The organism is Crinalium epipsammum PCC 9333 (genome assembly GCF_000317495.1).
In the GTDB taxonomy this organism is placed as follows: domain Bacteria; phylum Cyanobacteriota; class Cyanobacteriia; order Cyanobacteriales; family PCC-9333; genus Crinalium; species Crinalium epipsammum.
Genome location: NC_019753.1, coordinates 2,191,521 through 2,216,605, shown reverse-complemented (window position 1 = coordinate 2,216,605; position 25,085 = coordinate 2,191,521). Strand labels below are relative to the sequence as shown.

Below are 25,085 nucleotides of genomic sequence, written 5' to 3'. Positions count from 1 at the left end.
CCCTCGCTAATCATCTAGCTCTGGGCAGTAATACTCTAAAGCCATGAGATTAATTAGGTCTGCATCAACAGCTTCTTGGGGTAACTTTACCTGATTGTGTGAAATTCCCGATTTGCGTTCTGTACAAACCCTAATGGCACGCTGCACAACCCCTTGAGAAAATTGTTGTAGTTGTGAGAGAGCTATTTGTACGGAGGACAAAGTGGGTGAACGTTTGCTCAAAAAATATTTGTAACTTTCGAGAAACTTCTGGTCAGTTGCTGATAGAGATGCAACGGAATTATTGGTGATATTGGTGATATTTCCACACAGCTTGTCTAGATTGATGATGCGTCCGTTCTCTGTCTCTAGGTAGCAAATAAAGCTTCCCTGATTGCTAGATTGCGATCGCAATGGTTGTTGAAAGTAGAAAACACTGATGGAACTGGCAATTAATAATAAAATGATACGTCTACCTTGAATCATACGCATAGCAACGAACCAACCGGAAATGATAGTAACCCTAAATCAAAGACAAATATTGCTAATATGATCTGCAACCCACTGTCACCTTCTCTAAGTAGGCTAATCAATGGGTTGCAGTGTAGACTTTATCCCCGTTTTCGAGTCCAAGGACCCCAAATTGCCAAAGTGATTCCAGGAGTTTGGATATTTACGAACATGGTTTTTCCATCAGGTGAAAAGCAGGCACCAGCAAATTCGCTAGTGTTAAGAGCATTAGCTGCAAAGCGATACAATTCACCTTTTGTATTAACGCCAACTACATATTCACTCCCACTACCGTCTTCGCAAAGGAATAGATCGCCAAACGGTGCCACACAAATATTATCGGGAGCAGCTACAGCGTCACTGCCATCACTAGCAACTGGGTTGTCTTCAGCAGGCGGTTTGGTAGCTTCCACGACCAAAGTTAGAGTCCCCTGACTGGGATTATTGGGATTTGATTTATAAGCAAAAACTTGTCCTAACCCAGCGTCGCCACCATTGCTACAGACAAAGTAAGTTAAGCCATTGCCATACCAGGCACCTTCACCTCGTGAAAAGCGGGTTGCCCCTTTGCTAATCCCTTCTTTCCGCACAGTGTCATCAACCGGATCGACATCCTCGATCTTCTCCCAAGTGACGGATAAAGGTACCCCTTTCAAACCCAAAAATCCTTTAGCAGTATTGACACTCTTTGTATTATTGACATTAATATTATCTGCTCTAGGATCATTTATCTTTAAAGCTTCAAGTACGCCGCCATTTCGTAAGTTACCAGGTTGATTAGGAGTGAAGCGATAGAAAAGACTATCACCCCGATCTTCAGTTTGATAAACCCAACCAGTTTCCGGTTCAACTGCGATCGCTTCATGGTTAAAACGACCCATTGCAACTAGAGGCACTGGGTCAGCAACAACCATATTAGCTGTTGCCGGAACTTCAAAATTGTAACCATGCTTCTTGGTGACATTAGTTGCTGGAGGAACAGAAACGTTTTCTTCGCAGGTAATCCAAGAACCCCAGGGAGTCGGACCACCAGCACAGTTACGAATCGTACCGCCTAGAGAAGCATATTGTGATTTTATTCGGCGATTGGAACCGACCACTAGAGTAACTGTACCACCCCCAATCTGGTCATATAGTTTAGATGTACGAACGGGATTAGAACCACCAGCACCAACTTCGTGATTCCGCACCAAAATTGTGGTGTTGTTAGGGCCTGGGAAGGCAGCCATGCCATCATGTAGAGCAGGCACAGTTCCGCCATCATTCATGGGTTGACCTGTAATTGAGATGGCAGTATAGTTAAACCCCTGCGGGAGTTCCAACAATGGCTCTTCCCACAAGTTAATTCCATCAACCGTCAGACCCTGGAGTTCATCCGCATTTTCAGGCATCTTAGCCGATAGTGGGCCATAGCCAAAGCCACGAGCAACTTTACCATTCGCTACTCTTGCATAAAAAGCTTCTAGAGGAGAAACCATAGTCACACCGACAGCGCTGGCACCAGCTAGGGTGAAAAATTTACGTCTTGATAAAGAAATCATTTGATTTAAATTTATATTTTTTGGCTCTACCAAAAATCATTCTAATTTTAGTTAATCAAAATCTTGTTTAAATTAGAATTAACATTTGATTAACCTAAATCTTGTTTAAATTAGAATTAACATTTGGTTAACCGTAACTAAAAAAATGTTTATAGCGTTTCCTAATCTAGTGAGGTACACCTCGATGGGCGAAGCATTTGCACTTTAAGCTATCGGTAATATCAAGGTTTTTATATGCAAATGCTTCGCCCCTACCCATAATATTGATTGCTGTACCTCATCTGACTGGGAAACGCTATAGCTAAATTCTTATAAGCAGAAATAATATTTTTAATAACCGTCGTTACATTACTCGCCACAATATTTTTTATATTTCCAATGTCATCTAAAGCACTTATTAAAAAGAATGAATCTAATTATTTAATCAAAAATATTTTTTCTGTTATTTTTTTTTTTTAGAGTATTTTTTACTATGTTTTGTACTTATCCCTCTTCTGTCACTCTCCAAGTTTTTTGATTAATAAAAAGTTTTAAATAGACGCAATATCAATTAATTGAGGTATTTGTAGTGCAAATTTTGTGATTTGGTCATCTCGTGGAATTGCTATTAAGAAATAATTGAGTGATCGCTTTCCAGGCAACAGTGACAGAATTTATAAATTGTCAGATTTTTCGGAGAGTGACAGAAGAGGGATAAATAAGCCAATACGATTAAAAATAAAATCAAACTCCCCTCCCCTTACTAAGGGCAGGGGTTGGGGGTGGGGTTCTCAGGAAAACAGATAAGGAACGTTAATCACTGATCTTAAATCATGCCTTTTTTATAATGTCCAAGCTTCCAGAAATAACTAGAAATCAAATTTGTCACTATGTGAGCTACTATCGGAACCAATAAATTATGAGTAGCTACAGCACTAAACCCAAACAACAACCCAACAACTGTTGCCCAAACAACATAAGGCCATTGGTGTCGTCCACTCAGATGTAAAACCCCAAAGCAAATACTTGACAACACAACACCAACAGTATCTAAACCTAGCGTTGGTAACATCAGCCCCCGAAATAACAATTCCTCACTCAAGCCAGGTAGCAGCCCTAACCAAATCAAATCAGGCAAAATTAAGGGTTTGAGTACTAAATCTAAATAGAAGTCTGCACTGCGTTGATAATGAGGCCATAGACGATAGACAACCGCACTTGCTCCCGTTATTGCTAAACCAAGACCCAGCCCTAAAAGGATCTCCAGATATGTCCATCGGACAGGTAGCAATGAGATAGAGCTAAAGTGTAACCAAACTTTGGTGATTACTAGCAACACAACAGCAGTCACACCCATCGCAATCAAAATTTGGGTGCGAGTTAGAGGTTCAATTTCGGGGTTTTCAGGAAGATTATTTGCCAATGGTTTGAGATAAGCAACGTAAAGACGAGAGATTTGGACTCAGGGCGTTAATATTAATGCCTGCTCGATCAGCAACTAAAACACCCAGTGCCTCTAAATATGAGTTTACCTGTAATGCTTTAATCCCTAACTTTTCTGGAGGAACTTGCATTTGTGTCTGATTTTCTTCCACCGCAATAATTTTTACAGGTAACTGGCTGAAACTCAAAATAGCGCTACCGCCACAAGCGCTTGCTGGTATTACTACGGCATCAACTTGATCTGCCCAAATATCTTCTGGGCGAGGTTGCTGAGATTTGTTGGTAATAAACTGAGGTGCGCGGCTTAGTCCGACTAATACACAAGGTAAAAATGTATAGCCTAATTCTTCGGCGGCTGAACGCGGAGATATATCTGGATCTAGGGGTAAGGGTAAAAGCGCTGGGGCATGAGCGCAAGGAATTTGAAAGGTACGTACAACCAAGTGGCTAATAACAGCTTCGGCTCCAGCCAAGGGGTCTACTCCCTGTCCATGTCTGTAGTTGTGTAGTACTTCACTACTACAGTCATCAGGAAAACGGGCAACGACTGCGATCGCATCCGCCTTTTCCTGCTTAATCAGTACATCAGCAGCCCGCAATAAACTATCAGGATTTTGAATTGTTCCCCAACTAGCCCCAGAATCAGCTATTCGTAGTTCGACCCCTAAAGGCTGATCTGTAACTACATAGTCTGTCAAATTTAAGCCGAGTGTTGCTCTAGCCGCCTCAGCCGCTTGTAAGTGTCGTACTCTTAAATCGGGTTCAATTCCCTGGTCAAGAATTAAACCTACTCGATTGTTGCGTACAGGGCGTAAACCCCAAGAATTAGCCGCAAATTGATCGAGTGCGTACCCCTCTACATAAAAACCATTGGGTAAATTCCAATATAGAGAAGCACCGTTGAGGACATTAGGGTGAGTAATCAAGCGATCGCAGCAATTCGCGATCGCACGAGCCACTGGTAGAGCGTCACCAGCATAGCCGCCGATGGACGCTCCCACACCAGTCGGGACAATTAATACAACAGTATAAGGACGTTGATTCACGCGCTATTTAGTAGAATTTTCCGCTACAGTGACTATTGCCTCCAGTTGTACTTTTCCACGCTCCTGATCCACATTACTAACTGCCCAACGCAAAGGTTCCCCTCGTTTTTCCAGTTCTGTTTTAATTGCTTGCTGTAACTCCTCGGTGGACTCTTCTAAATCAATTTCTGCACTAATAAAATGAGTAGTCATTGTAATTTCCCTGTGAACATTAAATTTGAGGTTGGCAGAATACTATTTATTTCGGCTTGAAATAACCACCCGCCCTGATCTATCGCTTCTGGAACTGTCCGAACTGCAACTCGTACAATTCGTCTTCTTTTTCGCTCTCAATTTTCAAATCAGAGCGGGGATAAGCAACACATAGCAACACATAGCCTTTTTCCTGAAGTTCGGGACTAACGCCCATACCCTCAGCTTGATCCACTTTTCCTTCTATAATGCGACCAGCACAGGTAGTGCAAACACCTGCATTGCAGGAACTAGGTAAATCTAATCCCGCAGCAGAGGCAGCACGGATAATTATTTGATCCTCTGGAACTTGGAGCGTATGCGTGTTTCCTTGATGTTCGATTTGAACAGTATACATTTTGGGCATAGATAATGCGATCGCGTAAGTGTCCATAAAGCTAAAAAAAGTGTCTGTATAATACCAGACACCTTTGTTCAATTTAACTTGATAGAAATTTTAACCTTGTAGAGCCTGAGCGCCGCCTACGACTTCCAGAATTTCTTGAGTAATTGCAGCTTGTCTTGCTTTGTTATAAGACAAAGTTAAGCTGCTAATCAAGTCGCTGGCGTTGTCGCTGGCGTTGTTCATTGCAGTCATCCGCGCAGCCAATTCACTAGCCGCAGATTCTTGTAATGCCCGTAGTAACTGATTATTCAAGTAGAGTGGTAACAAAGCATCTAGAATTTGCACCGGATCTTGCTCGAAAATCATGTCAGTAGGGAAGGCGCGGGTTGGGGTAGCTACTTTCTCCCGCGCTACTTCAAAATTACCGCCACGGCTAGTAAGTCGAAAAACCTCATCATCCTGTGTTTCTAGCCCTTGCGATGTTAAAGGCAGCAAGGTTTGAATTACTGGACGAGAGCTAATTAAGGAAACAAACTTGGTATAAACAAGTTCAACCCGATCTACACTCTCGGAAAGGAATAAAGAGAGTAATTCGTCAGCAATTTTGGATGCTTCTGCTGCTGTAGGAATTTGCTCTAAGCCCGTGTAAGTACCAGCAATTGGCTGATTCCGGCGTTGGAAATACTGGATAGCTTTACGCCCTACTAGGACATATCTATAATCCAAGCCTTCGGCTTTGAGTTCTTTAGCACGGTTTTCAGCACGACGGATAACGTTGGAGTTATAACCGCCACAAAGACCGCGATCGCCTGTAACTACAAGTAAACCAACAGTACGAACTTCTCTTTGTCTCAGCAGAGGTAGAGTTACATCTTCAAACCTCAGACGATTTTGTAAACCGTAGAGAACTTGAGCGAGTCTATCTGCAAACGGACGAGTAGCAATTACTTGTTGTTGTGCGCGGCGCACTTTGGCTGCTGCCACAAGACGCATCGCTTCAGTAATTTTTTGGGTATTTTTGACCGACTGAATGCGATCGCGAATACTTTTGAGATTAGCCATAGTTTTTCCCCAGAATTCAAGATTCAGAATTCAGAATTCAGAATTCAGAAGCCAGGAGATAGCTTAATTCTGGCTCCTGGCTTCTAACTTCTGACTCCTTAACTAGGCAGATACTAAGAATGTCTTCTTGTATTCTGCGATCGCTTCCTTGAGAAGACTTTCTGCTTCATCAGTTAGCTGCTTGCTGCTACGAATAATGTCAACGTACTGCTGCTTGCTGGTCTTCAAGTAATCCCGCAAACCTTGAGCAAAAGGAGCTACTTTTTCTACAGGAACGTCATCTAAATAACCATTCAAACCTGCATACACAACAGCCACCTGTTCAGCAACAGATAGTGGGGAGAACTGAGACTGCTTCAAGATTTCCCGTAAACGTTGACCGCGTGATAATTGATTTTGGGTAGCTTGATCCAAATCAGAAGCAAACTGAGCAAAAGCTTGCAAATCATCGTACTGAGCCAATTCCAACTTCAACTTACCAGCAACTTTCTTCATTGCCTTGGTTTGAGCCGCAGAACCCACACGGGACACCGAGATACCCGCGTTAATAGCTGGACGTAAACCAGAGTTGAACAAGTCCGAAGATAAGAAGATCTGACCGTCTGTAATCGAAATTACGTTGGTAGGAATGTACGCAGAAACGTCACCTGCTTGAGTTTCGATAATAGGCAGAGCAGTCATACTGCCTTCACCCAAATCGTTACTTAACTTAGCTGCGCGTTCCAGCAGACGAGAGTGAATGTAGAAAACATCTCCAGGGTACGCTTCCCGTCCTGGTGGACGACGTAGCAGCAAGGACATTTGGCGATAAGCTTGGGCTTGCTTGGAGAGGTCATCATAAATTACCAGGGTGTGCTTGCCTTGATACATAAAGTATTCGGCTAAACTTGCACCCGTGTAAGGAGCTAGGTATTGTAATGTCGCTGGGTCGTTAGCGTTAGCTGCAACTACGATGGTATAGTCCATTGCGCCCCGCTCTTGCAGAACACCGACTACCTGAGCTACGGTAGAAGCTTTTTGACCGATCGCAACGTAAACACAGATAACGTTTTCTTCTTTTTGGTTGATGATTGTATCAACCGCTACAGAAGTTTTTCCCGTTTGTCTGTCACCAATAATCAACTCGCGTTGACCACGACCAACAGGAATCATCGCGTCAATAGCAGTGATTCCTGTTTGCATTGGCTCATATACAGAGCGACGTTGAATAATACCAGGAGCAGGAGATTCAATCAGACGTGCTTCAGTTGAATGAATGTCTCCTTTACCATCAATTGGACGGGCAAGTGAATCCACTACCCGACCAATCATTGCGTCCCCTACAGGAACCTGAGCAATTTTGCCAGTCGCTTTAACAGAACTACCTTCTTGAATATTGCGACCATCGCTCATCAATACCGCGCCCACATTGTCTTCTTCCAAGTTCAGCGCGATGCCAACACTACCGTCTTCAAACTCTACAAGTTCGCCAGACATGACCTTATCTAAGCCATAAATCCGAGCGATACCGTCACCTACTTGTAGGACAGTACCAACATTAGCGACCTTTACATCTTGGTCATATTGTTCAATTTGCTGCCGAATAATGTTGCTAATTTCGTCAGGTCTGATACTAATCATGGGAGGTTGTTAGTTGTTAATGTTAATTTTTGCCTTTAGCAGTTAGCTGTTAGCTTTTAGCTTGCTCGCTTTTTAAATCACTCTTAATCTTTTGTGTTAAGTAGTATTTTATTTGATCGCTAATCGCTAATTGCTAATCGCTAATTGCTATGTAGCACTGCTAAGTTGAAGACCAATGCGACGAAGTTGTCCACGCAAACTCGCGTCAATCACCTGTGACCCTACTTTTATGATGACACCACCAATCAAATCAGGATCTAGTTTGTTATCTAGTTCAACTTCTCTAGCACTGGTCATTGCCAGTACTTTTTCACGAACTGTTTGTTGCTGGGATTCGCTCAAAGGTACCGCAGAAGTTACTTCAGCAAGTACAGTTTGATTTAGCTTCCGTAGTTGTTCTTGAAATTTCTTGCAAATACCTTCCAAGAACAGAATGCGACGACGATCAACTAGGATTAATAAAAAGTTCATCATGTATGGGTGAACTTGATCGCCTACCAGTTGTCGTATAACAGCTTTTTTCTTTTCAGCATCAAATATGGGATTACCCAAAAATTGCTGTAACTCTTCAGAACCTTCTAGCAAACTTAACAAGGCGGCAACATTGTCACCAAACTGCTCAACGAGGTTCTGCGACTGAGCCAAGGACATTAGCGCCTCAGCATACGGTTCTAAGACTTCGGAGGTTAATAAACTACCTTTCATGATCCACCTCCTAGCATGGCAATGCTACGGTCAATTAATTGGTTTTGAGCAGAGTCATTTAAGTAGGAACCAATTTGCGACTCTACTTTCTGCATAGCCATTGCTGCGACTTGTTGGCGCAATTGAGCGATCGCACGATCTCTTTCAGAGTCCACATCCTGGGCGGCTGTTTCTTGTAGGCGTTCAATATCCACTACTACTTTCGCCAAAATCGCCTCTCTAGCTTTCTCGGCATTTTCTTCAGCAGCCTTGCGGATTCGTTCTGCCTCAGCTTGACCTTGAGCTAGCTGTTGTTTTGCCTCAGAAAGTGCTTTCTCAGCTTCTCTTTGACGCTGTTCTGCTTCTTTAATAGCGGCTTCAATATTGGCGCGACGTTCACTTAGGATGTTACCTACAACCTTCCGCCCAAAGTAAAACAGTACCCCAATTAAAATTGCCAGGTTAATTAGGTTCGCTTCTAAAATATCGAAGTTTAGACCGAAACCACCATGACCCTCTGCCTCAGCTAATTCAGAACTAGCTGAGTGGGCCAACTCTGCTAGTAACAAAAACGTCCCCATGATACCCATCCTCGTGTATGAAGTTGTAAAGGATTAAGGAAGAAAAAGTTTTTAAGCTTGAAATAAAAGCTGTTATTTGCCAAAATATCATTGACTAATTGCTTACTTCATGCGTTACCCTAATATCTATCCTTGATCCTTCAAACTCTCTATTTATTAACCAATTGAGGCCCTAAAATTTTCTCCAAAATCTGGCGACTGAGGGCATCCACTTGTTGCTCTAAAGATTGCAAAGCTTCTTGCTTTTGCTGTTCAATCTCTTTAGCCGCTTGTTCGCGTTTACCAACAGCTTCTTGCTGTGCCTCACCAATTTTTTGTGCAGCTATCTTCTGCGCTTCGCTTTGAGCCGTTGTAATCAGTGCTTGAGATTGCCTGCGGGTATCTCCTAACTGTTGCTCGTACTCTCTTGCTAATTTCTCAGCTTTAGCTAAACGTTCTTTAGCGCCCAGTTCATTGTTACGGATGTACTCGTCCCGTTCATCAAGCGCCTTTGTTAGTGGCTTATAAAAAACCACATTTAACATTGCTGCTAATAATAGGAACTGCACTGCCATTAAGGGTAAAGTTGCATCAAAATCAAACATTGCTCCCCTCTTTGGATTTCATAGCAGTTTTAATGGCAAGCAAAATTATTCCACCTGTCATATTTTCTAGACCCGATACATTAGCGGGTCAACTTACTTCAAAATGACTAAAAACACCAAAAAAATGTGTTAAATAGAGACGTATTCAATTCCGTCTCTACTTAAACTCACAACTTATGCGAATGGGTTAGCAAACAATAGAACTAGAGCAATTACGAGACCGTAAATTGTTAGGGATTCCATGAATGCCAAGGTTAAAAGCAGAGTACCGCGAATTTTGCCTTCTGCTTCAGGCTGACGAGCGATACCTTCAACTGCTTGACCAGCAGCGTTACCTTGACCAATACCAGGGCCAATTGCAGCTAAACCAATAGCTAGAGCAGCAGCCAGAACCGAAGCAGCTTGAACCAATGGATCCATGATTTTTTCCTTCCCTTGATTAGAAATTACAAAACAAACATTTGAGTTTTTGGAGTTTGGATGGAAAGATTATTTCCATGCCATTAAGCCAAACTTAATCAATTCAGAGCATAACTTAGCTGGAATACAAAAGGTAAAATTATTTTGTTACACTTGAATATTCCTAACAACAATTAATGCTCCTCATGCCCTTCGTCACCATGCCCTTCGATAGCTTCGTGAATATATGCAGCAGCTAAGGTGGCAAAAACTAGGGCTTGAATGGCACTTGTAAATAATCCTAAAGCCATTACTGGCAGAGGCACAAACAAAGGAACCAGTAGCACTAACACTGCGACCACCAGTTCATCCGCCAAAATGTTTCCAAATAAACGGAAGCTTAGGGAAAGGGGCTTAGTGAAATCTTCTAAAATGGCAATGGGTAATAGGATCGGCGTTGGCTCGATGTACTTTTTAAAGTATCCTAAACCCCTCTTGCTAAATCCTGCGTAGAAGTACGCTAAGGAAGTTAACAAGGCTAGTGCCACTGTTGTATTAATGTCGTTTGTGGGAGCAGCTAGTTCACCTTCTGGAAGATGGATTAACTTCCAAGGAACTAAAGCACCTGACCAATTTGACAAGAATATAAACAAAAACAATGTGCCAATAAAAGGCACCCAAGGACGGTATTCCTTCTCACCAAGCTGGTTTCTTGTCAAGTCTCTAATAAACTCCAAAGCATATTCCATCAGGTTTTGTATTCCTTGAGGAATTCTTTGGATGTTACGAGTTGCAGCTAGTGAGGCAACTAACAGAAGACCAATCACAAACCAGGATGTCAGAAAAACCTGCCCGTGAATTTTGAGATTGCCTATCTGCCAGTAGAGGTGATGACCGACTTCCAGTTTGGCAAGACTTAGTGAACTAAACACGTCCAGAAAACCGATCATGTTTCCTGTTTCCCTTCAAATAAATTTATCAACGGATTAAGGAGAATTTACTTCTCCGAATGCCCTACCTAGCGATTGTCAGGTCGGAAGATAATCCGAAGCATATAGACGATGATTGCGGCTTTATAAGTCAGAAACCCCAAAAATATGGGTAGAACCTGTAGCTGATTCCATTGAGTTGCTACTATAATCAACCCAACAAATATCGCAAACCGATTCTTGTTCAGACGACTTTTTTCTGCCCCAAGCTGTTCAACGTCTTTAGCCAGCATTCTCAAGTAAACCACACAAGCGCACGCCCCAATCAAATAATTTAGGGCAATGTTGAGGGAATAAAAAATCCAGACGGAGAAAAAGATTATTCCAGTCAAAACAAATGTACTCAACAACAACTCTTGTTGTAGTTGGTAGTACTCTTGCATGGAATCAGAGCGTTTTGACGCTGATTCAGGTGGAATAACTTCCCCCTCTACAGGTGTGGTTTCAGGTGATTGGTCTGACAAATTCACAAAACTTATAGTGGAGTTGACCAGTACAAGCCAAAAGTAATCATATCATTTTGTGTTAACAATACTTAAAAAATTCTTACAAATAAGTAGTCAAGAGTCAGCCGCCAGAATTTAAGAAAATTTTGTGCGACTGCCTCTTGACCTTGACTAACCTCAAGCCAGACTCAGCAAAATTAGCTGTTGATTCAGAAGCGATCGCACTCCTGGTACATCCAGATCAATCCCTGCCAAAATTTCTCCTACTGTTTTTCGCTCGTTAGAGTTAATTTCACAAGCTTGGATAAATTGAAATTCGGCATCAGACAAGTTAATAATCTGATAGTCGTAGTTGAATAAACACTTGCTTGGCCATCCATCCATACAAGGGTTGCGTTCTGGAATTGCCGATAAAAGTGCGGTATCCTCTGACCAATCAGCTTTTGGTAATGGCGATCGCCCTAAGAAAAACTCGTAATGAGTGACTGATTCTGGATCTAATAGCTCAATCAAGCGGTATATTTGGCGATCGCTCAATCCCCGCGCTCTTTCCATCAAATCTGGCACTTTCCCTAAAAGTCGCTCTAGCTGCCAAGTTTTAGGATTAGAGAAACCTATAAAATCTAACCCAGAAGCATCAATTAGTTGAAATAGCGTTTCAATGTTGTAGTCAATTTCTTGAGGATGAACGTACATATCTGCAAAGCATTCATCCCGTTTATTTTCTAAAGACCAACGTTCTTGTTCTCGCTTGACAAGTCGATTATTTTCTGGTAAAGCTTGAAATATTTTCCGCCCCACTTGTACGCCGTCGCGGTAATCGCCTCGTTGATTGCCTTGCAAAAGTGCGATCGCCTGTTGCATCAAATGAATTTCCCATCTGCCTAATTCTCCATACACAAAAATGTGCATTAACCCGCCTGGAGCCAACTTAGCAGCGAGAGACTGAATCCCGCGAATTGGATCGGGTAGATGGTGCAGTACACCCACACAATTAATTAAGTCAAACTCCCCTGCCAACTTATCAGCATCGTATAGGCTCAGGTGATGGAACTCTACAGAATTAGCTCCTGACCTCTGACAACGCTCTTTGGCGACATCCAAAGCACCAGAACTTAAGTCAATTCCAACAACTTCAGCCTGGGGATTAAGATGAACCAAATATTCTGTTCCTACACCCGTGCCACAGCCAGCATCTAAAATGCGGATATTTTGCTTTTGAGGTTTTTGATTTGTGCAAAAGCTGTAGGCAGCTTGCCAATTCCAGCGCCAGTTATATCCAGGGGGTGGACTATCTAGTAATGGCTCTGGCGGAAATGGATAAGTATTGTAAAGTTTCGCAACAGCATCGCTAACCGTCTGGAAATCGGACATATTGGGCAAAATTCGCAGCAACCTGAGTTTACCGAATTTAGCACACGGATTAACATTTTCTGTCACACCATTAGCAATGATGGCTGTGGCTAGTGCTTATATAACTGAAAGCCTTGAAATTAAAGAACTGTAATATCTTTGAGCAAGTCAACTTTAGCTCATTAGTCTCAGGCATAATTAAAGAGAGAGTGCAAAAAAAGCCTCGAATCAAGGGCTGGAAATTTGAAACGTAAAAAAACTTATCTTTTTTCTCAGATAGCCTGCATTGATCCAATATGATGATCTCACCGTTAATCAAAGTAACGGGTTCTACACACTTCTTAAAGAAACAGCGTATAGAACTCGAAACGTTTTAATCTAGAGGCTGACTGGGTTGAATATAGGCGGTTGTTTGATTAAGGTGACAAAGAAACATCAAGTCCTTAAACCAGGACAGCGATCGGCTTGTACGCCAAAATTATTCAACCTCAGTAACGGTGTAACCGTATTCTCACCCTGGTCAGGCTTAACAGCAACTTTAATGGGAGCTTAAAAATAAGATGAGTGTTAAGGCAAGTGGTGGAAGCTCAGTTGCGCGTCCGCAGCTATATCAAACTTTACCTGTAGCCACAATAACTCAGGCAGAGCAGCAAGACCGCTTCTTAGGGCGTGGAGAGTTGAATGAGCTTGCCAGTTATTTTAGTTCTGGTAATCAACGCATACAAATTGCAGACACTCTCAGCAAAAACGCCGATTTAATTGTGTCTCGCGCTGCTAACCGCATTTTCGTGGGTGGTTCTCCGATGGCTTTCTTAGAAAAGCCCGCAGAAATTCCTGAAATGGCGATGGTAGGTGCAGGAGGAAATGATGTCAAAGAATCTTTTAAACTAGGGACTGCGACATTTGTAGAAAGTGGCGGTGGCTTCTTAGAAGGATTGAGATCGCTGTTTTCTGCCTCTGGTAGTGGCCCAGTGCCCGCAGGTTTCCGACCAATCAACGTCGCCCGTTACGGCCCCAGCAATATGCAGAAATCTCTGCGTGATTTAAGCTGGTTTTTGCGCTATGTAACTTATGCGATCGTTGCTGGCGATCCAAACATTATTTCTGTAAACACACGCGGTTTACGGGAAATCATCGAAAACGCTTGTTCTGGCGAAGCAACAATTGTGGCGCTGCAAGAAATGCGCCAAGCTGCGTTGGGGTATTTCCGGCAAGATGCCGATGCCACTACGATTGTTAATCAATACTTTGAAGTATTAATTAACGAATTTAAAGCCCCTACCCCCTCAGCCAAGGTGCGTCAGCGTCCTTCTGACGATCAACAAGGGCTGCAATTACCCCAAATTTACTTCAATTCAGCAGAGCGCCGTCCTAAATACGCTATGAAGCCAGGACTGTCCTCTTCTGAAAAGAATGAAATCGTCAAAGCTGCTTATCGGCAAGTATTTGAACGCGACATCACCCGTGCTTACAGCCTAAGCATTTCTGACCTAGAATCTAAGGTCAAAAACGGTGACATCTCCATGAAGGAGTTTGTCCGCCGATTGGGTAAATCCAATCTATATCAGAAAAACTTCTACGAACCTTACATCAATAGCCGTGCTTTAGAACTAGCATTCCGTCACTTCTTGGGTCGTGGCCCATCAAGTCGTGAAGAAGTTCAGAAGTACTTCTCAATTGTCTCTATCGGTGGTTTAGCTGCCCTAGTAGATGCCTTAGTCGATTCCCCGGAATATTCCGACTACTTCGGCGAAGAAACTGTCCCCTACCTGCGTGGTTTGGGTCAAGAAGCTCAAGAATGTCGCAACTGGGGGCCACAACAAGATTTATTAAACTACAGCGCACCTTTCCGCAAGGTTCCACAGTTTCTTACCACGTTTGCTGCCTACGAGCAACCCCTGCCTGACCAACATCCTTATGGTTCTGGCAACGACCCACTGGAAATTCAGTTTGGGGCAATCTTCCCGAAAGAAACTAAGAATCCTAGCACTAGCCCCGCTCCTTTTGGAAAAGATACACGCCGTATCCTGATCCATCAAGGCCCAGGAATTAATAATCAATTAAGTAATCCTGGCGCACGGGCAGCAGAGCCTGGTTCTCTTGGTGCAAAAGTCTTTAAGCTGGATCAACTACCTGGGCCAAGCGGAAATGGCGGTACGTCTGGCAAGAAGTATGTCAAAAACTCCAGTGTTAAGTACTCGGAAAGCTCTACTCAAGCGGTAATTAAAGCAGCTTACCTGCAAGTTTTTGGACGTGACGTTTATGAAGGTCAACGTCAAAAGGTAGCAGAAATCAAGCTGGAAAACGGCGAAATTACAGTGCGCGATTTTATTCGCCTACTGGCTAAATCTGACTTGTTCCGCAGCTTGTACTGGACACCTCTGTACGTTACTAAGGCTGTTGAGTACATCCACCGCCGCTTATTAGGTCGTCCTACCTACGGTCGTCAAGAAATCAACAAGTACTTTGATACTTGTGCTAAGAAAGGTTTCTACGCTTTAGTTGATGCGATTATTGATAGTCCAGAGTACAGCGAAGCTTTTGATGAAGATACCGTTCCTTATGAACGCTATTTGACACCTGGTGGTGTAGCACTGCGATCGCTCCGTGTTGGTAGCATTGGTGACACTGGTGCCAAGCCTGCAATCGAAGAAGCACCTCTGTTTGTGGCTTTGGGTGAAGTCACAGAAATGCGGACTGAACCTGATATTGAATTCCGCGTTAAGCAAGGTGTTAATAAGCAGCGTGAACAAACCAAGGTCTTTAAGCTAACAGAAAATGCTGATAAGACATTGGTAGAAACGGTTATTCGTGCTGCATATCGACAAATCTTTGAGCGCGATATCGAACCTTACATCGTCAAAAACGAATTCACAGCCTTAGAAAGTAAACTCAGCAACAACGAAATCAACGTTAAAGAGTTTATCGAAGCTTTAGGCGGTTCCGATCTTTACATTAAAGAGTTTTACACACCTTACCCCAACACTAAGGTAATAGAACTAGGAACCAAGCACTTCTTGGGTCGCGCCCCCAAAGACCAGCAAGAAATCCGCAAATATAACCAACTTCTTGCCTCTGAGGGTATTCGTGCCTTTGTTGGAGCAATGGTGAACAGCGCGGAATATGCCGAGCTATTTGGAGAAGATACGGTTCCTTATCGTCGCTTCCCCACCCTCCCAGCAGGTAACTTCCCCAATACAGAGAAGCTGTATAACCAATTAACCAAGCAAAACGAAGACTTGGTAGTACCCAGCTTTGAAACAGTTAAGGCTCGGATGGATGCCACGAAAATGCCAGTTATGGCAAAAGCGATGGCAGATCTGGCAGCTAGTGAACGTCAGATTGACAAGACTAAGCCACTGTTCATGGAACTGGGTCGCTCTTTTGCTAATGGTAACGGTCAGTCTGTAGAAGTTGGTGTTGGTACTTCACGTCGCAAACCAGCGCGGATTTATCGTCTCACCCCTGGAACTAACTCCCCTGAAACTGATGGGGTGATCAATGCCATCTACTGTCAAGTGATGGATATCTTTAGTGGTCAGGTTCCTTCAGAGTTCAGACGTTCTGAGTTAGACAGCAAACTCCGTAACGGTGAAATTTCTGTGCGTGAGTTCGTCCGCACCCTTGCTAGTTCTGATATTTACCGTCGTCGCTTCTATACTCCCTACCCCAATACGAAAGTAATTGAGTTCTTGTTCCGTCACATTTTGGGACGCGCGCCAGCAACTCAAGGGGAAATCCGGCAGTACAACAAATTACTGGCAGATCAGGGTTTAAAGGCTGCTGTTGAAGCAATGGTAGATAGCCCAGAGTATGCTCGTTATTTCGGTGAGGATGTGGTTCCTTACAACCGCTTCCCAGCTTTACCCGCAGGCAATTACCTTGGCAGCGTAAAAGCAGCAAAAGATTTGGTGAAACAATCTTGGTCTGACTTGTCGCCTTCCTACAGGGGTGGTCGCTAAAAAAAATTAGAGATTAGCGGTTGGGGGTTTTGGAGTCGTATACTGACACGCTTCGATATATCCCTCAATTAGCGATCGCCAATTTCTAATTCCAAAGAAAAATAAATTTCTCTGATTTGTGAGGGGACAATATACTCTCTTGACAGATCAGAGGAATTTTTTCATGGTTTTTTTGGGGACGATTTGACTGGCTTTCAGGGCAAACATGAAAAATAATGTTACAAACTATTACGAACAGCACAAAAATGTGAACTAGATGCCGGAGAATATTTTCGGAAGGTAACTGTGTCTGTTAAAAAAAATGTATATCTGAGGGCTTGAAATTCTCTAAGAAAAAGTAAGAAATCTTATTGATAAAGCACTCAAAAGCAAGATAGACTCAGTTTCCAATGGCACTCGCCAGTTTTAACACATCTGGTAACAATTTTTTTGGAGGAATCCCTCGATGAGTATCGTCACGAAATCCATCGTGAATGCAGACGCTGAAGCTCGTTACCTCAGCCCAGGCGAATTAGAGCGTATTAAGAATTTTGTAACATCTGGCGATCGCCGTCTTCGCATTGCTCAAACTTTGACCGATTCTCGCGAACGCATCGTTAAGCAAGCTGGCGACCAACTGTTCCAAAAGCGTCCTGACGTTGTTTCTCCTGGTGGAAACGCTTACGGCGAAGAAATGACCGCTACCTGCCTGCGTGACTTAGATTACTACCTACGTCTGATCACCTACGGAGTTGTAGCTGGCGATGTCACCCCAATTGAAGAGATTGGTGTTGTTGGCGTTCGTGAGATGTACAAGTCCTTGGGTACACCAGTTGATGGAGTTATCGAAGGTGTTCGTGGTTTGAAGAGTGCTGCAAGCTCTCTACTTTCCGGTGAAGATGCTGCTGAAGCAGGTTCTTACTTCGATTACTTAATCGGTGCTATGCAGTAGGGTGTTGCCAAGTCTCTACTGAACTGAGAATTTTAAGCAACAAGACATTTGTGAGCTAAGGAAAGGAAACAATGCAAGACGCAATTACTTCAGTTATCAATTCTTCCGATGTCCAAGGTAAATACTTGGATACTGCTTCAATCAGCAAATTAAAAGCTTATTTCCAAACTGGTGAACTGCGTGTTCGTGCTGCAAGCACAATCAGCGCTAACGCCGCTACCATCGTCAAGGAAGCAGTTGCTAAAGCTCTGTTGTACTCTGACATCACCCGTCCCGGTGGAAATATGTACACCACCCGTCGCTATGCTGCTTGCATCCGCGACCTCGACTACTACCTCCGCTATGCTACCTATGCAATGTTAGCTGGCGACCCATCCATCCTTGATGAGCGCGTATTAAACGGTTTGAAAGAAACCTACAACTCATTAGGTGTACCTATTGGTGCTACCGTTCAAGCTATCCAAGCTATCAAAGAAGTTACTGCTAGCTTAGTTGGTGCTGATGCTGGTAAAGAAATGGGCGTTTACCTCGACTACATCTCAAGCGGCTTAAGCTAAGTACTTTCAGGTTGCTGAAAACTTAAGTTCTGATATGGTGTAGGTTGTCTAATTCAAGTCTGGAAAGTTGAGAGTGATTGTTAGCTCCTCAAAAGCTTATTTAATTAACCCTTGAAAAGGTAGATAAGTTTTAGGGATCTAGTATTTACTCTCAGCTACCAGACTTTGATATATCTAGACACACCTAATAATAAAGTTTCGGTACTGTAGCTTTCGCCAAAATATACGTTACAAAATCACAACAGAGTTGTTTGTAGCAGTCCAGCATTTGAAAGCTGCATTGGTTGCTATATTTTTTAGTAGTTAAATATTTAAGTAACGTATATTCTGCGAGTGTATTGATATGCACCAGTTCCGAATCTAAATAACAACCAAAAAATGAGAAGATTGAATTAGTTTATCCAAACAAAATCAGGAGAAACAAAATCATGCGGATGTTTAAAGTTACTGCCTGCGTTCCTAGCCAAACTCGGATTCGCACACAGAGGGAGTTACAAAACACCTATTTTACAAAGCTAGTTCCTTATGAAAACTGGTTCCGTGAACAACAACGGATTATGAAAATGGGTGGAAAAATTGTCAAAGTTGAACTAGCTACTGGCAAACAAGGAACAAATACAGGTTTGCTGTAAGTTTAAATTTTCGCGCATTAGCTTGTAAAGAAGGAGGTCACGTAGACCTCTTTTTTGTTTTAGTATTTATTATATATACTTGGCTATACCACAACTTACGCCAAAAATTAATCAGAATAATTATTAAAAGCTAATTAATTGTTGATGTTTTTCTACCCCTAGTGTTTGACCCCTGCCCCCTACACTGTTAATTCCAGCGTTAAAATGCGTAAGTTGTATTTACGCTAACCTTTGTAGCCCATAGCATTTGAAGATGTCATGAATTTAAGCTTACTGGTTCCTTTTTTTGACTCCTCAGTGCGGGAATGGTCTTTATCAGCGCGGCTGTTGCGTTGGTTAACGTTCTTGTGGCTGTTTGTTGGGTTAGTAGTTTTGTTCTCAGCATCTTATCCTAATGGCGATGCTAACTATGGTGATGGGCTTTATTATTTTAAGCGGCAAATAATCTGGGTTCTAATTGCTTTAGTAATATTTAACCTGGTAGTGCGTTTCCCCTTACGTCATGTGCTGGGAATGGCTCCTTGGTTTTTGATGGTAATCTTGAGCTTAATTTTCCTTACTTTGGTTCCGGGGCTGGGGGATACTACAAATGGTGCTACTCGCTGGTTATCATTGGGACCAATAGCAATTCAACCATCTGAATTAATTAAGCCATTCCTAGTACTACAAAGCGCGAGAATTTTTGGGCAATGGGAGCGTTTAACTTGGAAAGTGCGGTTCACTTGGTTAGGAATTTTTGGCGGTGTGCTTTTAGGAATTTTGCTACAGCCGAACCTCAGTACGACTGCCTTATGTGGTATGACCTTGTGGCTAATAGCTTTAGCATCTGGATTGCCATTCTCTTATCTAGGGGGAACTGCCTTGGGTGGAGTGATGTTGGCAGTTATCAGTATCAGTTTGAAGGAATATCAGCAACGACGGGTAATGTCTTTTTTGAATCCTTGGGCTGATCCAATGAAGAATGGTTATCAGCTAGTTCAAAGTTTATTAGCGGTCGGTTCTGGAGGAACTTGGGGGTCAGGTTTTGGTCTGTCGCAACAGAAGTTGTTTTATTTACCAATTGAGTACACAGATTTTATCTTTGCTGTGTATGCTGAAGAATTTGGCTTTGCTGGTAGCGTTATGTTGCTTTTATTATTAATAACTTATGCAACAGTAGGGTTAATTGTTGCTATTAAGACTAGGCATAAAATTCACAGGCTGGTGGCTATAGGAGCAACGATTTTGTTAGTTGGGCAGTCTTTGCTGAATATTGGAGTTGCTACTGGTGCTTTACCTACCACTGGTTTGCCGTTGCCAATGTTTAGCTATGGCGGAAATTCTATGATTGCTAGTTTGATGGCGGCTGGATTACTGATTCGAGTCGCGCGAGAAAGTAGTGAAGCCGATGTTGTATCTTTGCACGATCGCCGTCAATTTGGATCTCGAAGGCAGCGTCCATCTGGGCAGAGACCCTGATTACTCCCTTCCCGCCCAAAGAATACCTATTGGAAAAACCGCCAAGACGCAAAGTACGCCAAGGAAGAAGCAGAATATGATCGGTTTTAGTAGGAAGGGAGTAAGCTACAATGCAAGCTGGATGAGGATTTCAACAAGCCAGTTGCTTTATGATGGAAACGTTGCAAACTCAACTATATGAAATAGGGCAATTTGCTAATACTCTAGTATCAAACCAGCTTACACACCTGAGTTTACTTAGTATCGGTATTATCTTTACTGCTGGACTACTAACAAGCCTAACGCCGTGTATGCTTTCGATGTTACCGATTACTATTGGCTACATTGGAGGATATGAAAGTAAAAGCAGACTACAAGCAGCTATTCAGTCAACTTGGTTTGCTTTGGGATTAGCAACTACGTTGGCAGGATTAGGTATTTTTGCTGCTTTGGTGGGACAAGTTTATGGTCAGCTAGCAATTGGTTTGCCGATTGTTGTTAGCATTGTAGCTATTATTATGGGGCTGAACTTACTGGAAGCTTTGCCTTTACAATTGCCTTCCTTTGGAGGTTTAGAGTGGATTTCTAAAGATTTACCAGAGGGAGTACGTTCTTATTTAATTGGTTTAACTTTTGGTTTGGTGGCTTCCCCGTGTAGTACTCCGGTTTTGGCAAGTTTACTAGCGTGGGTAGCTACAACACAGGACTTAATTTTGGGTGGAGTTCTGCTATTGTCTTACACTGCTGGCTATGTAGCACCGTTGATTTTAGCGGGTACTTTTACGGCTTCCATTAAAAAATTGCTGGAGTTACGTCGGTGGTCGAGTTGGATTACGCCTGTTAGTGGCGTACTGTTGGTAGGATTTGGGGTTTTTTCGTTGCTGTATCGAATTCCTGCGGGAATTTTTTAATTATCAAATGACTGCAAAAGATTCTCTTGATTTATCAAACTTAGGGTCAGCACCCAAAAAGTTTTTCCTGCGGGAATTGTTACAAAGGCTGGCTGATTTGCGGTTGGCAATTGTGCTGTTGCTGGCGATCGCACTTTTCAGTATTTCTGGTACTGTAATTGAGCAAGGACAATCTCCAGCTTTTTACCAAGCTAATTATCCAGAACATCCTGCTTTATTCGGTTTTCTGACTTGGAAAGTGATCCAAGTAGTAGGTTTAGATCATGTCTATCGTACTTGGTGGTTTTTAGCTTTACTAATTGTATTTGGCAGTAGCTTAACAGCTTGTACGTTTACTCGCCAATTTCCTGCATTAAGTGCGGCGCGTCGGTGGAAATTTTATGACCAACCTCGCCAATTTCAAAAATTAGCTTTAAGTGCAGAATTAAACGCTGGTTCTTTTAATTCTCTAACTCAACTACTAAAGCAAAAACGCTATCAAGTTTTTCAAGAAGGCGATAAATTATATGCTCGTAAAGGGCTAGTTGGACGTATAGGACCAATTGTTGTTCATGCCAGTATGTTGATTATTCTGGCTGGATCAATTTGGGGCGCGATGACTGGCTTTTTAGCTCAAGAAATGGTTCCTAGTGGCGCTACGTTTCAGGTTAAAAACATTTTAGATGCGGGTGTTTGGGCAGCACCACAAATTCCTAAAGATTGGTCTGTTCATGTAAATCGCTTTTGGATTGATTACACGCCTAATGGTGCTATCGATCAGTTTTACTCGGATTTGTCGGTTCTGGATAATCAGGGGAAGGAAGTTGATCGTGAAAAAATTTATGTGAATAAACCCTTGCGTTATCGAGGGGTAACTTTATATCAAACTGATTGGGCGATCGCAGGTGTTCGAGTAAGGTTAAATAATAGCCCCATATTCCAACTACCAATGGCACAATTGGATACTGGGGGAAAAGGTCGGATTTGGGGTACTTGGATTCCTACTAAACCTGATTTAAGTGAGGGAGTTTCCCTATTAGCAAAAGATTTGCAGGGAACGGCGCTAGTTTATGATAATAGCGGCAAACTTATTACTAGCGTTCGTGCTGGAACGGCGACAGAGATTAATGGAATAAAATTAAGTCTGCTCGATCTTATTGGTAGCACTGGTTTACAAATTAAAGCTGATCCAGGTATTCCAATTGTTTATACTGGCTTTGGTTTACTGATGCTGAGTGTGATGATGAGTTATGTTTCTCACTCACAAGTTTGGGCGCTACAAAAAGATGGACAGCTTTATGTCGGAGGTAGAACTAACCGCGCTCAAGTTACTTTTGAAAGAGAGTTAATTGAGGTTTTGGAACAACTTAAAATGCCCCAGGAAGAGGAGAGTGCGTTGGCGAAGTCTGCCGAAGGCATCGCGCCTGAATCTCTTGCTAGTTTGAATTGAGTAAGTAGGTTAATCGGAAAATCCCACCCCCCAGCCCCCTCCCCTTATTAAGGGGAGGGGGAGAAAGATCTTAAGCCCCTCTCTTTGTAGGAGAGGGGTTGGGGAGAGGTTAACATTTTAAGTTGAATTTAATCCACCTAATCAGATTAAATTAATTAGACTTTTGATGATGAACTTCAACAACGGTGTGAACATTTCCACGAGGAGAAAAATCTCCTTTAATTGTGACTTCTAAGGGGTCACAAGCAGCTACAAAATCATCAAGAATTTGATTCACCGATTCTTCGTGAGAAATATAGCGATCGCGATAGCTATTGATATATAACTTAATTGCTTTTAACTCTACAACCCGTTCATTGGGAACATAGTTAATGTAAATACTGGCAAAGTCTGGATAGCCAGAAAAGGGACACTTGCAGGTAAATTCTGGCAATGTAATTGAAATATTATAACGCCGCCCTATTCGTGGATTTGGGAACGTAATTAACTGCCCCTCGGCAATATTACGTTCGCCGTACTTCATTTCTAAATTTTCTGCTGGTGATGATTGTTCCTGGGTAGGAGATTGAGTCATAATTAGTTGTTTATTTGCAGCACAATTTTGGCAAGAATAATAATTTAAAATGTTGAAACGTTCAACATTCAACTTCTAGCCAATTAAAAGAAATCTTTGGAATTTGAAGAATTAATTTTGCTTTCTTCCCAGTCTGGGCAATTACTTTCATCCCAACCATAGGGGTGCATTCCGCAGACTAATAAGTTTCCATTATAAACTAAACCGTGATAGTTTTGGCAACCAATACAAGCAGGGTTTTTATCTAAGGTTGGTTCTACTATATAAGTGTAATCAAAAGGTTGGTCAACTTCGTTGACGACATCTTCTAATTCTAGATAAAACTCAGCAATTGGTTCAAATATTTCATGCAAAAATTGCTCAATATCAGAGGACATTGTTGTTTGCACTTCTTCTGCAACAGTCTCGACAGACTCAGCAACCTCATGGAAGAATTCATCAACCATTAAAGCTACTGTATCTAGCATCTCAAAAAAATCTTTTGACCACTGTTCCATTGTCGGTTCTCAGGTTAAGAAACATCCATTGAACACTGCGCTTAAAACTGCTCAAGGGAATATGTTGTGATCCTAGCTTTGATCTAGTGCGATCGCCTATCGTTTTGTTAAGTGCGATCGCGCTTTTATTTTATCTGTGTTTTAACTACGTTTGAGACGGCGGAGTTCTTCCTGTAAAGCCTCCACCTGTTGACGCATAGCTTCTGCCTGACTAACATCCTTAGATGCTGGTTCGTCATCATCAATAATTTCAATCCGACGTGGTTCCGTCTTAGCATTGCTGGATGACTTTACTGTAGGCTGCTGTGCTTGTTGCATCATATCATCGACAAAATGACGGCTTTCTTCTGCTGTCATCTCGCCTTTAGCAACCATTTCATCCGCCAGCTTTTGCGCTTGGGCGCGTAACTCGGTTATTTTTTCCCCAGCTTTTTCCCCCGCCGTAGCAGCTAACCCAACGCCTAAATAAAATGCTTTTTGGACAATATCACTTAAACCAGCCATAGCAACTATTGTAATTTTTTACTTTTATGCTTATTCCAGCATAAATGTGAAATCAGAAATCTGCCCACCTACTTAATACAGATCATTCTTTGTGCAAGATTAATCTCTTTGAGGATATTCATCCCATAAGGCTGTAGTTTGTCGCAAACTCAGGTAGTCGCCATTACCTAAAATTAAATGATCTAATAGCGGAATACCTAAAAATTGCGCTCCTGTTAATAACTGGCGAGTTAAATTTATATCTTCATTACTAGGTTCAAGACTACCAGAAGGATGATTGTGAGCAACTATAACTTTTGTGGCTCCTTGGCGTAAGACTTCCCTAAAAATTTCACGGGGAGGCGCTAAGGTTTCCGTTGCTGTCCCAATGGTAATAACTTGAGTACCAATTAGCTTATTTTTAACGTCTAAAAGTAACACTGCAAATCGCTCTTGTGCTTGCCACATTAAATCGTGACTTAACGCCGCCGCACCAGCGCCAGGACTGTCTATAATTGTGCGTTCTGAGGGACGAGATTGAAATGCGCGTTTACCTAGTTCTACGGCAGCTAAAATAGTTGTGGCTTTGGCAGGTCCTACTCCAGGGATATTCATCAATTCTTGGGCGCTAATATCTCGCAAGTACTCTAGCGGGTCGCGCTGATGTTGGCTGAGTTGCTGTAGAATATGTTGTCCCAACCCTACAGCAGAAAGTTTTCCTGGTCCTTGACCTGTGCCTAATAAAATTGCAATTAGTTCAGCAGTGGCAAGATTTTTTTGTCCTAAAGATAATAATCGTTCGCGGGGTCGCTCAGTGGCTGGTATATCTGCAATTCTGAGACAATATGTCATATTCAGCCTGAATAAAAAGGTTTTATT

At 42.4% G+C, this 25,085-nt stretch carries 28 protein-coding genes; 9 read left to right on the top strand and 19 right to left on the bottom strand.

Features of this window, described 5'->3' with window-relative positions; genetic code table 11:
* Positions 1–6 precede the first annotated feature (6 nt).
* The 15 genes from CRI9333_RS09515 to CRI9333_RS09445 all read right to left on the bottom strand — a co-directional run bounded on the left by CRI9333_RS09515 (position 7) and on the right by CRI9333_RS09445 (position 12,814).
* A complete protein-coding gene (locus tag CRI9333_RS09515) occupies positions 7–471 on the bottom strand; it encodes a hypothetical protein (protein ID WP_015202949.1) in 465 nt (154 codons plus the stop codon).
* A 119-nt stretch (positions 472–590) separates the two neighbouring features.
* A complete protein-coding gene (locus CRI9333_RS09510) occupies positions 591–2,027 on the bottom strand; it encodes an alkaline phosphatase PhoX (RefSeq protein WP_198013654.1) in 1,437 nt (478 codons plus the stop codon).
* Between the two features lie 808 nt (positions 2,028–2,835).
* Entirely contained in the window at positions 2,836–3,432 is a 597-nt protein-coding gene (locus tag CRI9333_RS09505; protein WP_015202947.1) for a CPBP family intramembrane glutamic endopeptidase, read from the bottom strand.
* Positions 3,422–4,498 carry a DUF3326 domain-containing protein gene (locus tag CRI9333_RS09500; RefSeq protein WP_015202946.1) on the bottom strand — a complete coding sequence of 359 codons (1,077 nt, stop codon included), beginning with the start codon at positions 4,496–4,498 and terminating at the stop codon, positions 3,422–3,424. Before CRI9333_RS09500 ends, CRI9333_RS09505 begins: the two co-directional genes overlap by 11 nt.
* A 3-nt stretch (positions 4,499–4,501) precedes the next feature.
* The gene (locus CRI9333_RS09495; protein WP_015202945.1) at positions 4,502–4,690 is read right to left on the bottom strand and encodes a hypothetical protein; all 189 of its coding nucleotides are present in this window, start codon (positions 4,688–4,690) and stop codon (positions 4,502–4,504) included.
* Positions 4,691–4,769: 79 nt separating this feature from the next.
* Positions 4,770–5,096 carry a 2Fe-2S iron-sulfur cluster-binding protein gene (locus CRI9333_RS09490; RefSeq protein WP_041226527.1) on the bottom strand — a complete coding sequence of 109 codons (327 nt, stop codon included), beginning with the start codon at positions 5,094–5,096 and terminating at the stop codon, positions 4,770–4,772.
* A gap of 90 nt (positions 5,097–5,186) precedes the next feature.
* A complete protein-coding gene (locus tag CRI9333_RS09485; RefSeq protein WP_015202943.1) occupies positions 5,187–6,137 on the bottom strand; it encodes a F0F1 ATP synthase subunit gamma in 951 nt (316 codons plus the stop codon).
* Between the two features lie 102 nt (positions 6,138–6,239).
* Complete coding sequence (gene atpA / locus CRI9333_RS09480; RefSeq protein ID WP_015202942.1) at positions 6,240–7,757, bottom strand: F0F1 ATP synthase subunit alpha; 1,518 nt, start codon at positions 7,755–7,757, stop codon at positions 6,240–6,242.
* A gap of 147 nt (positions 7,758–7,904) precedes the next feature.
* Entirely contained in the window at positions 7,905–8,462 is a 558-nt protein-coding gene (gene atpH / locus CRI9333_RS09475) for an ATP synthase F1 subunit delta (RefSeq protein ID WP_015202941.1), read from the bottom strand.
* A complete protein-coding gene (locus CRI9333_RS09470) occupies positions 8,459–9,031 on the bottom strand; it encodes a F0F1 ATP synthase subunit B (RefSeq protein ID WP_041226002.1) in 573 nt (190 codons plus the stop codon). Before CRI9333_RS09470 ends, atpH begins: the two co-directional genes overlap by 4 nt.
* Before the next feature lie 140 nt (positions 9,032–9,171).
* Positions 9,172–9,606 (bottom strand): F0F1 ATP synthase subunit B', encoded by a 435-nt coding sequence (locus tag CRI9333_RS09465; protein ID WP_015202939.1) that lies wholly within the window; start codon positions 9,604–9,606, stop codon positions 9,172–9,174.
* 174 nt (positions 9,607–9,780) lie between these two features.
* Positions 9,781–10,026 carry an ATP synthase F0 subunit C gene (atpE, locus tag CRI9333_RS09460; protein ID WP_013192016.1) on the bottom strand — a complete coding sequence of 82 codons (246 nt, stop codon included), beginning with the start codon at positions 10,024–10,026 and terminating at the stop codon, positions 9,781–9,783.
* A 173-nt stretch (positions 10,027–10,199) separates the two neighbouring features.
* The gene (gene atpB / locus CRI9333_RS09455) at positions 10,200–10,955 is read right to left on the bottom strand and encodes a F0F1 ATP synthase subunit A (protein WP_015202938.1); all 756 of its coding nucleotides are present in this window, start codon (positions 10,953–10,955) and stop codon (positions 10,200–10,202) included.
* A gap of 68 nt (positions 10,956–11,023) precedes the next feature.
* A complete protein-coding gene (locus tag CRI9333_RS09450) occupies positions 11,024–11,464 on the bottom strand; it encodes an ATP synthase subunit I (protein ID WP_015202937.1) in 441 nt (146 codons plus the stop codon).
* Positions 11,465–11,617: 153 nt separating this feature from the next.
* The gene (locus CRI9333_RS09445; RefSeq protein ID WP_015202936.1) at positions 11,618–12,814 is read right to left on the bottom strand and encodes a class I SAM-dependent methyltransferase; all 1,197 of its coding nucleotides are present in this window, start codon (positions 12,812–12,814) and stop codon (positions 11,618–11,620) included.
* Between the two features lies 1 nt (position 12,815).
* Here CRI9333_RS09445 and CRI9333_RS28100 point away from each other — a divergent pair, with 1 nt between their 5' ends.
* The 9 genes from CRI9333_RS28100 to CRI9333_RS09410 all read left to right on the top strand — a co-directional run bounded on the left by CRI9333_RS28100 (position 12,816) and on the right by CRI9333_RS09410 (position 22,652).
* Complete coding sequence (locus CRI9333_RS28100; RefSeq protein ID WP_269667521.1) at positions 12,816–12,947, top strand: hypothetical protein; 132 nt, start codon at positions 12,816–12,818, stop codon at positions 12,945–12,947.
* 267 nt (positions 12,948–13,214) lie between these two features.
* A complete protein-coding gene (locus CRI9333_RS28095) occupies positions 13,215–13,346 on the top strand; it encodes a hypothetical protein (protein WP_269667520.1) in 132 nt (43 codons plus the stop codon).
* Positions 13,347–13,353: 7 nt separating this feature from the next.
* Positions 13,354–16,755: a phycobilisome rod-core linker polypeptide gene (locus CRI9333_RS09440; RefSeq protein WP_015202935.1), complete on the top strand. Its 3,402-nt coding sequence runs from the start codon at positions 13,354–13,356 to the stop codon at positions 16,753–16,755.
* Positions 16,756–17,200: 445 nt separating this feature from the next.
* Positions 17,201–17,686 carry an allophycocyanin subunit alpha gene (gene apcA, locus CRI9333_RS09435; protein WP_015202934.1) on the top strand — a complete coding sequence of 162 codons (486 nt, stop codon included), beginning with the start codon at positions 17,201–17,203 and terminating at the stop codon, positions 17,684–17,686.
* A gap of 71 nt (positions 17,687–17,757) precedes the next feature.
* Positions 17,758–18,243 (top strand): allophycocyanin subunit beta, encoded by a 486-nt coding sequence (gene apcB / locus CRI9333_RS09430; RefSeq protein ID WP_015202933.1) that lies wholly within the window; start codon positions 17,758–17,760, stop codon positions 18,241–18,243.
* A gap of 428 nt (positions 18,244–18,671) precedes the next feature.
* Positions 18,672–18,875: a phycobilisome linker polypeptide gene (locus tag CRI9333_RS09425; protein WP_015202932.1), complete on the top strand. Its 204-nt coding sequence runs from the start codon at positions 18,672–18,674 to the stop codon at positions 18,873–18,875.
* Positions 18,876–19,133: 258 nt separating this feature from the next.
* Positions 19,134–20,333, top strand: coding sequence for an FtsW/RodA/SpoVE family cell cycle protein (locus CRI9333_RS09420; RefSeq protein ID WP_015202931.1), 1,200 nt, complete (start codon positions 19,134–19,136; stop codon positions 20,331–20,333).
* A 149-nt stretch (positions 20,334–20,482) separates the two neighbouring features.
* The gene (locus tag CRI9333_RS09415; protein WP_015202930.1) at positions 20,483–21,223 is read left to right on the top strand and encodes a cytochrome c biogenesis protein CcdA; all 741 of its coding nucleotides are present in this window, start codon (positions 20,483–20,485) and stop codon (positions 21,221–21,223) included.
* A 7-nt stretch (positions 21,224–21,230) separates the two neighbouring features.
* On the top strand, positions 21,231–22,652 hold the full coding sequence (locus CRI9333_RS09410; protein WP_015202929.1) for a cytochrome c biogenesis protein: 1,422 nt from the start codon (positions 21,231–21,233) through the stop codon (positions 22,650–22,652).
* A gap of 151 nt (positions 22,653–22,803) precedes the next feature.
* Here the strand turns inward: CRI9333_RS09410 and queF are convergent, their stop codons facing one another.
* The 4 genes from queF to radC form a co-directional block, all read right to left on the bottom strand.
* Positions 22,804–23,226 (bottom strand): preQ(1) synthase, encoded by a 423-nt coding sequence (gene queF, locus CRI9333_RS09405; protein WP_015202928.1) that lies wholly within the window; start codon positions 23,224–23,226, stop codon positions 22,804–22,806.
* A gap of 83 nt (positions 23,227–23,309) precedes the next feature.
* Entirely contained in the window at positions 23,310–23,723 is a 414-nt protein-coding gene (locus tag CRI9333_RS09400) for a hypothetical protein (protein WP_015202927.1), read from the bottom strand.
* 141 nt (positions 23,724–23,864) lie between these two features.
* A complete protein-coding gene (locus tag CRI9333_RS09395; protein WP_015202926.1) occupies positions 23,865–24,227 on the bottom strand; it encodes a phasin family protein in 363 nt (120 codons plus the stop codon).
* A 99-nt stretch (positions 24,228–24,326) separates the two neighbouring features.
* A complete protein-coding gene (gene radC, locus CRI9333_RS09390) occupies positions 24,327–25,058 on the bottom strand; it encodes a RadC family protein (protein ID WP_015202925.1) in 732 nt (243 codons plus the stop codon).
* Positions 25,059–25,085 lie beyond the last annotated feature (27 nt).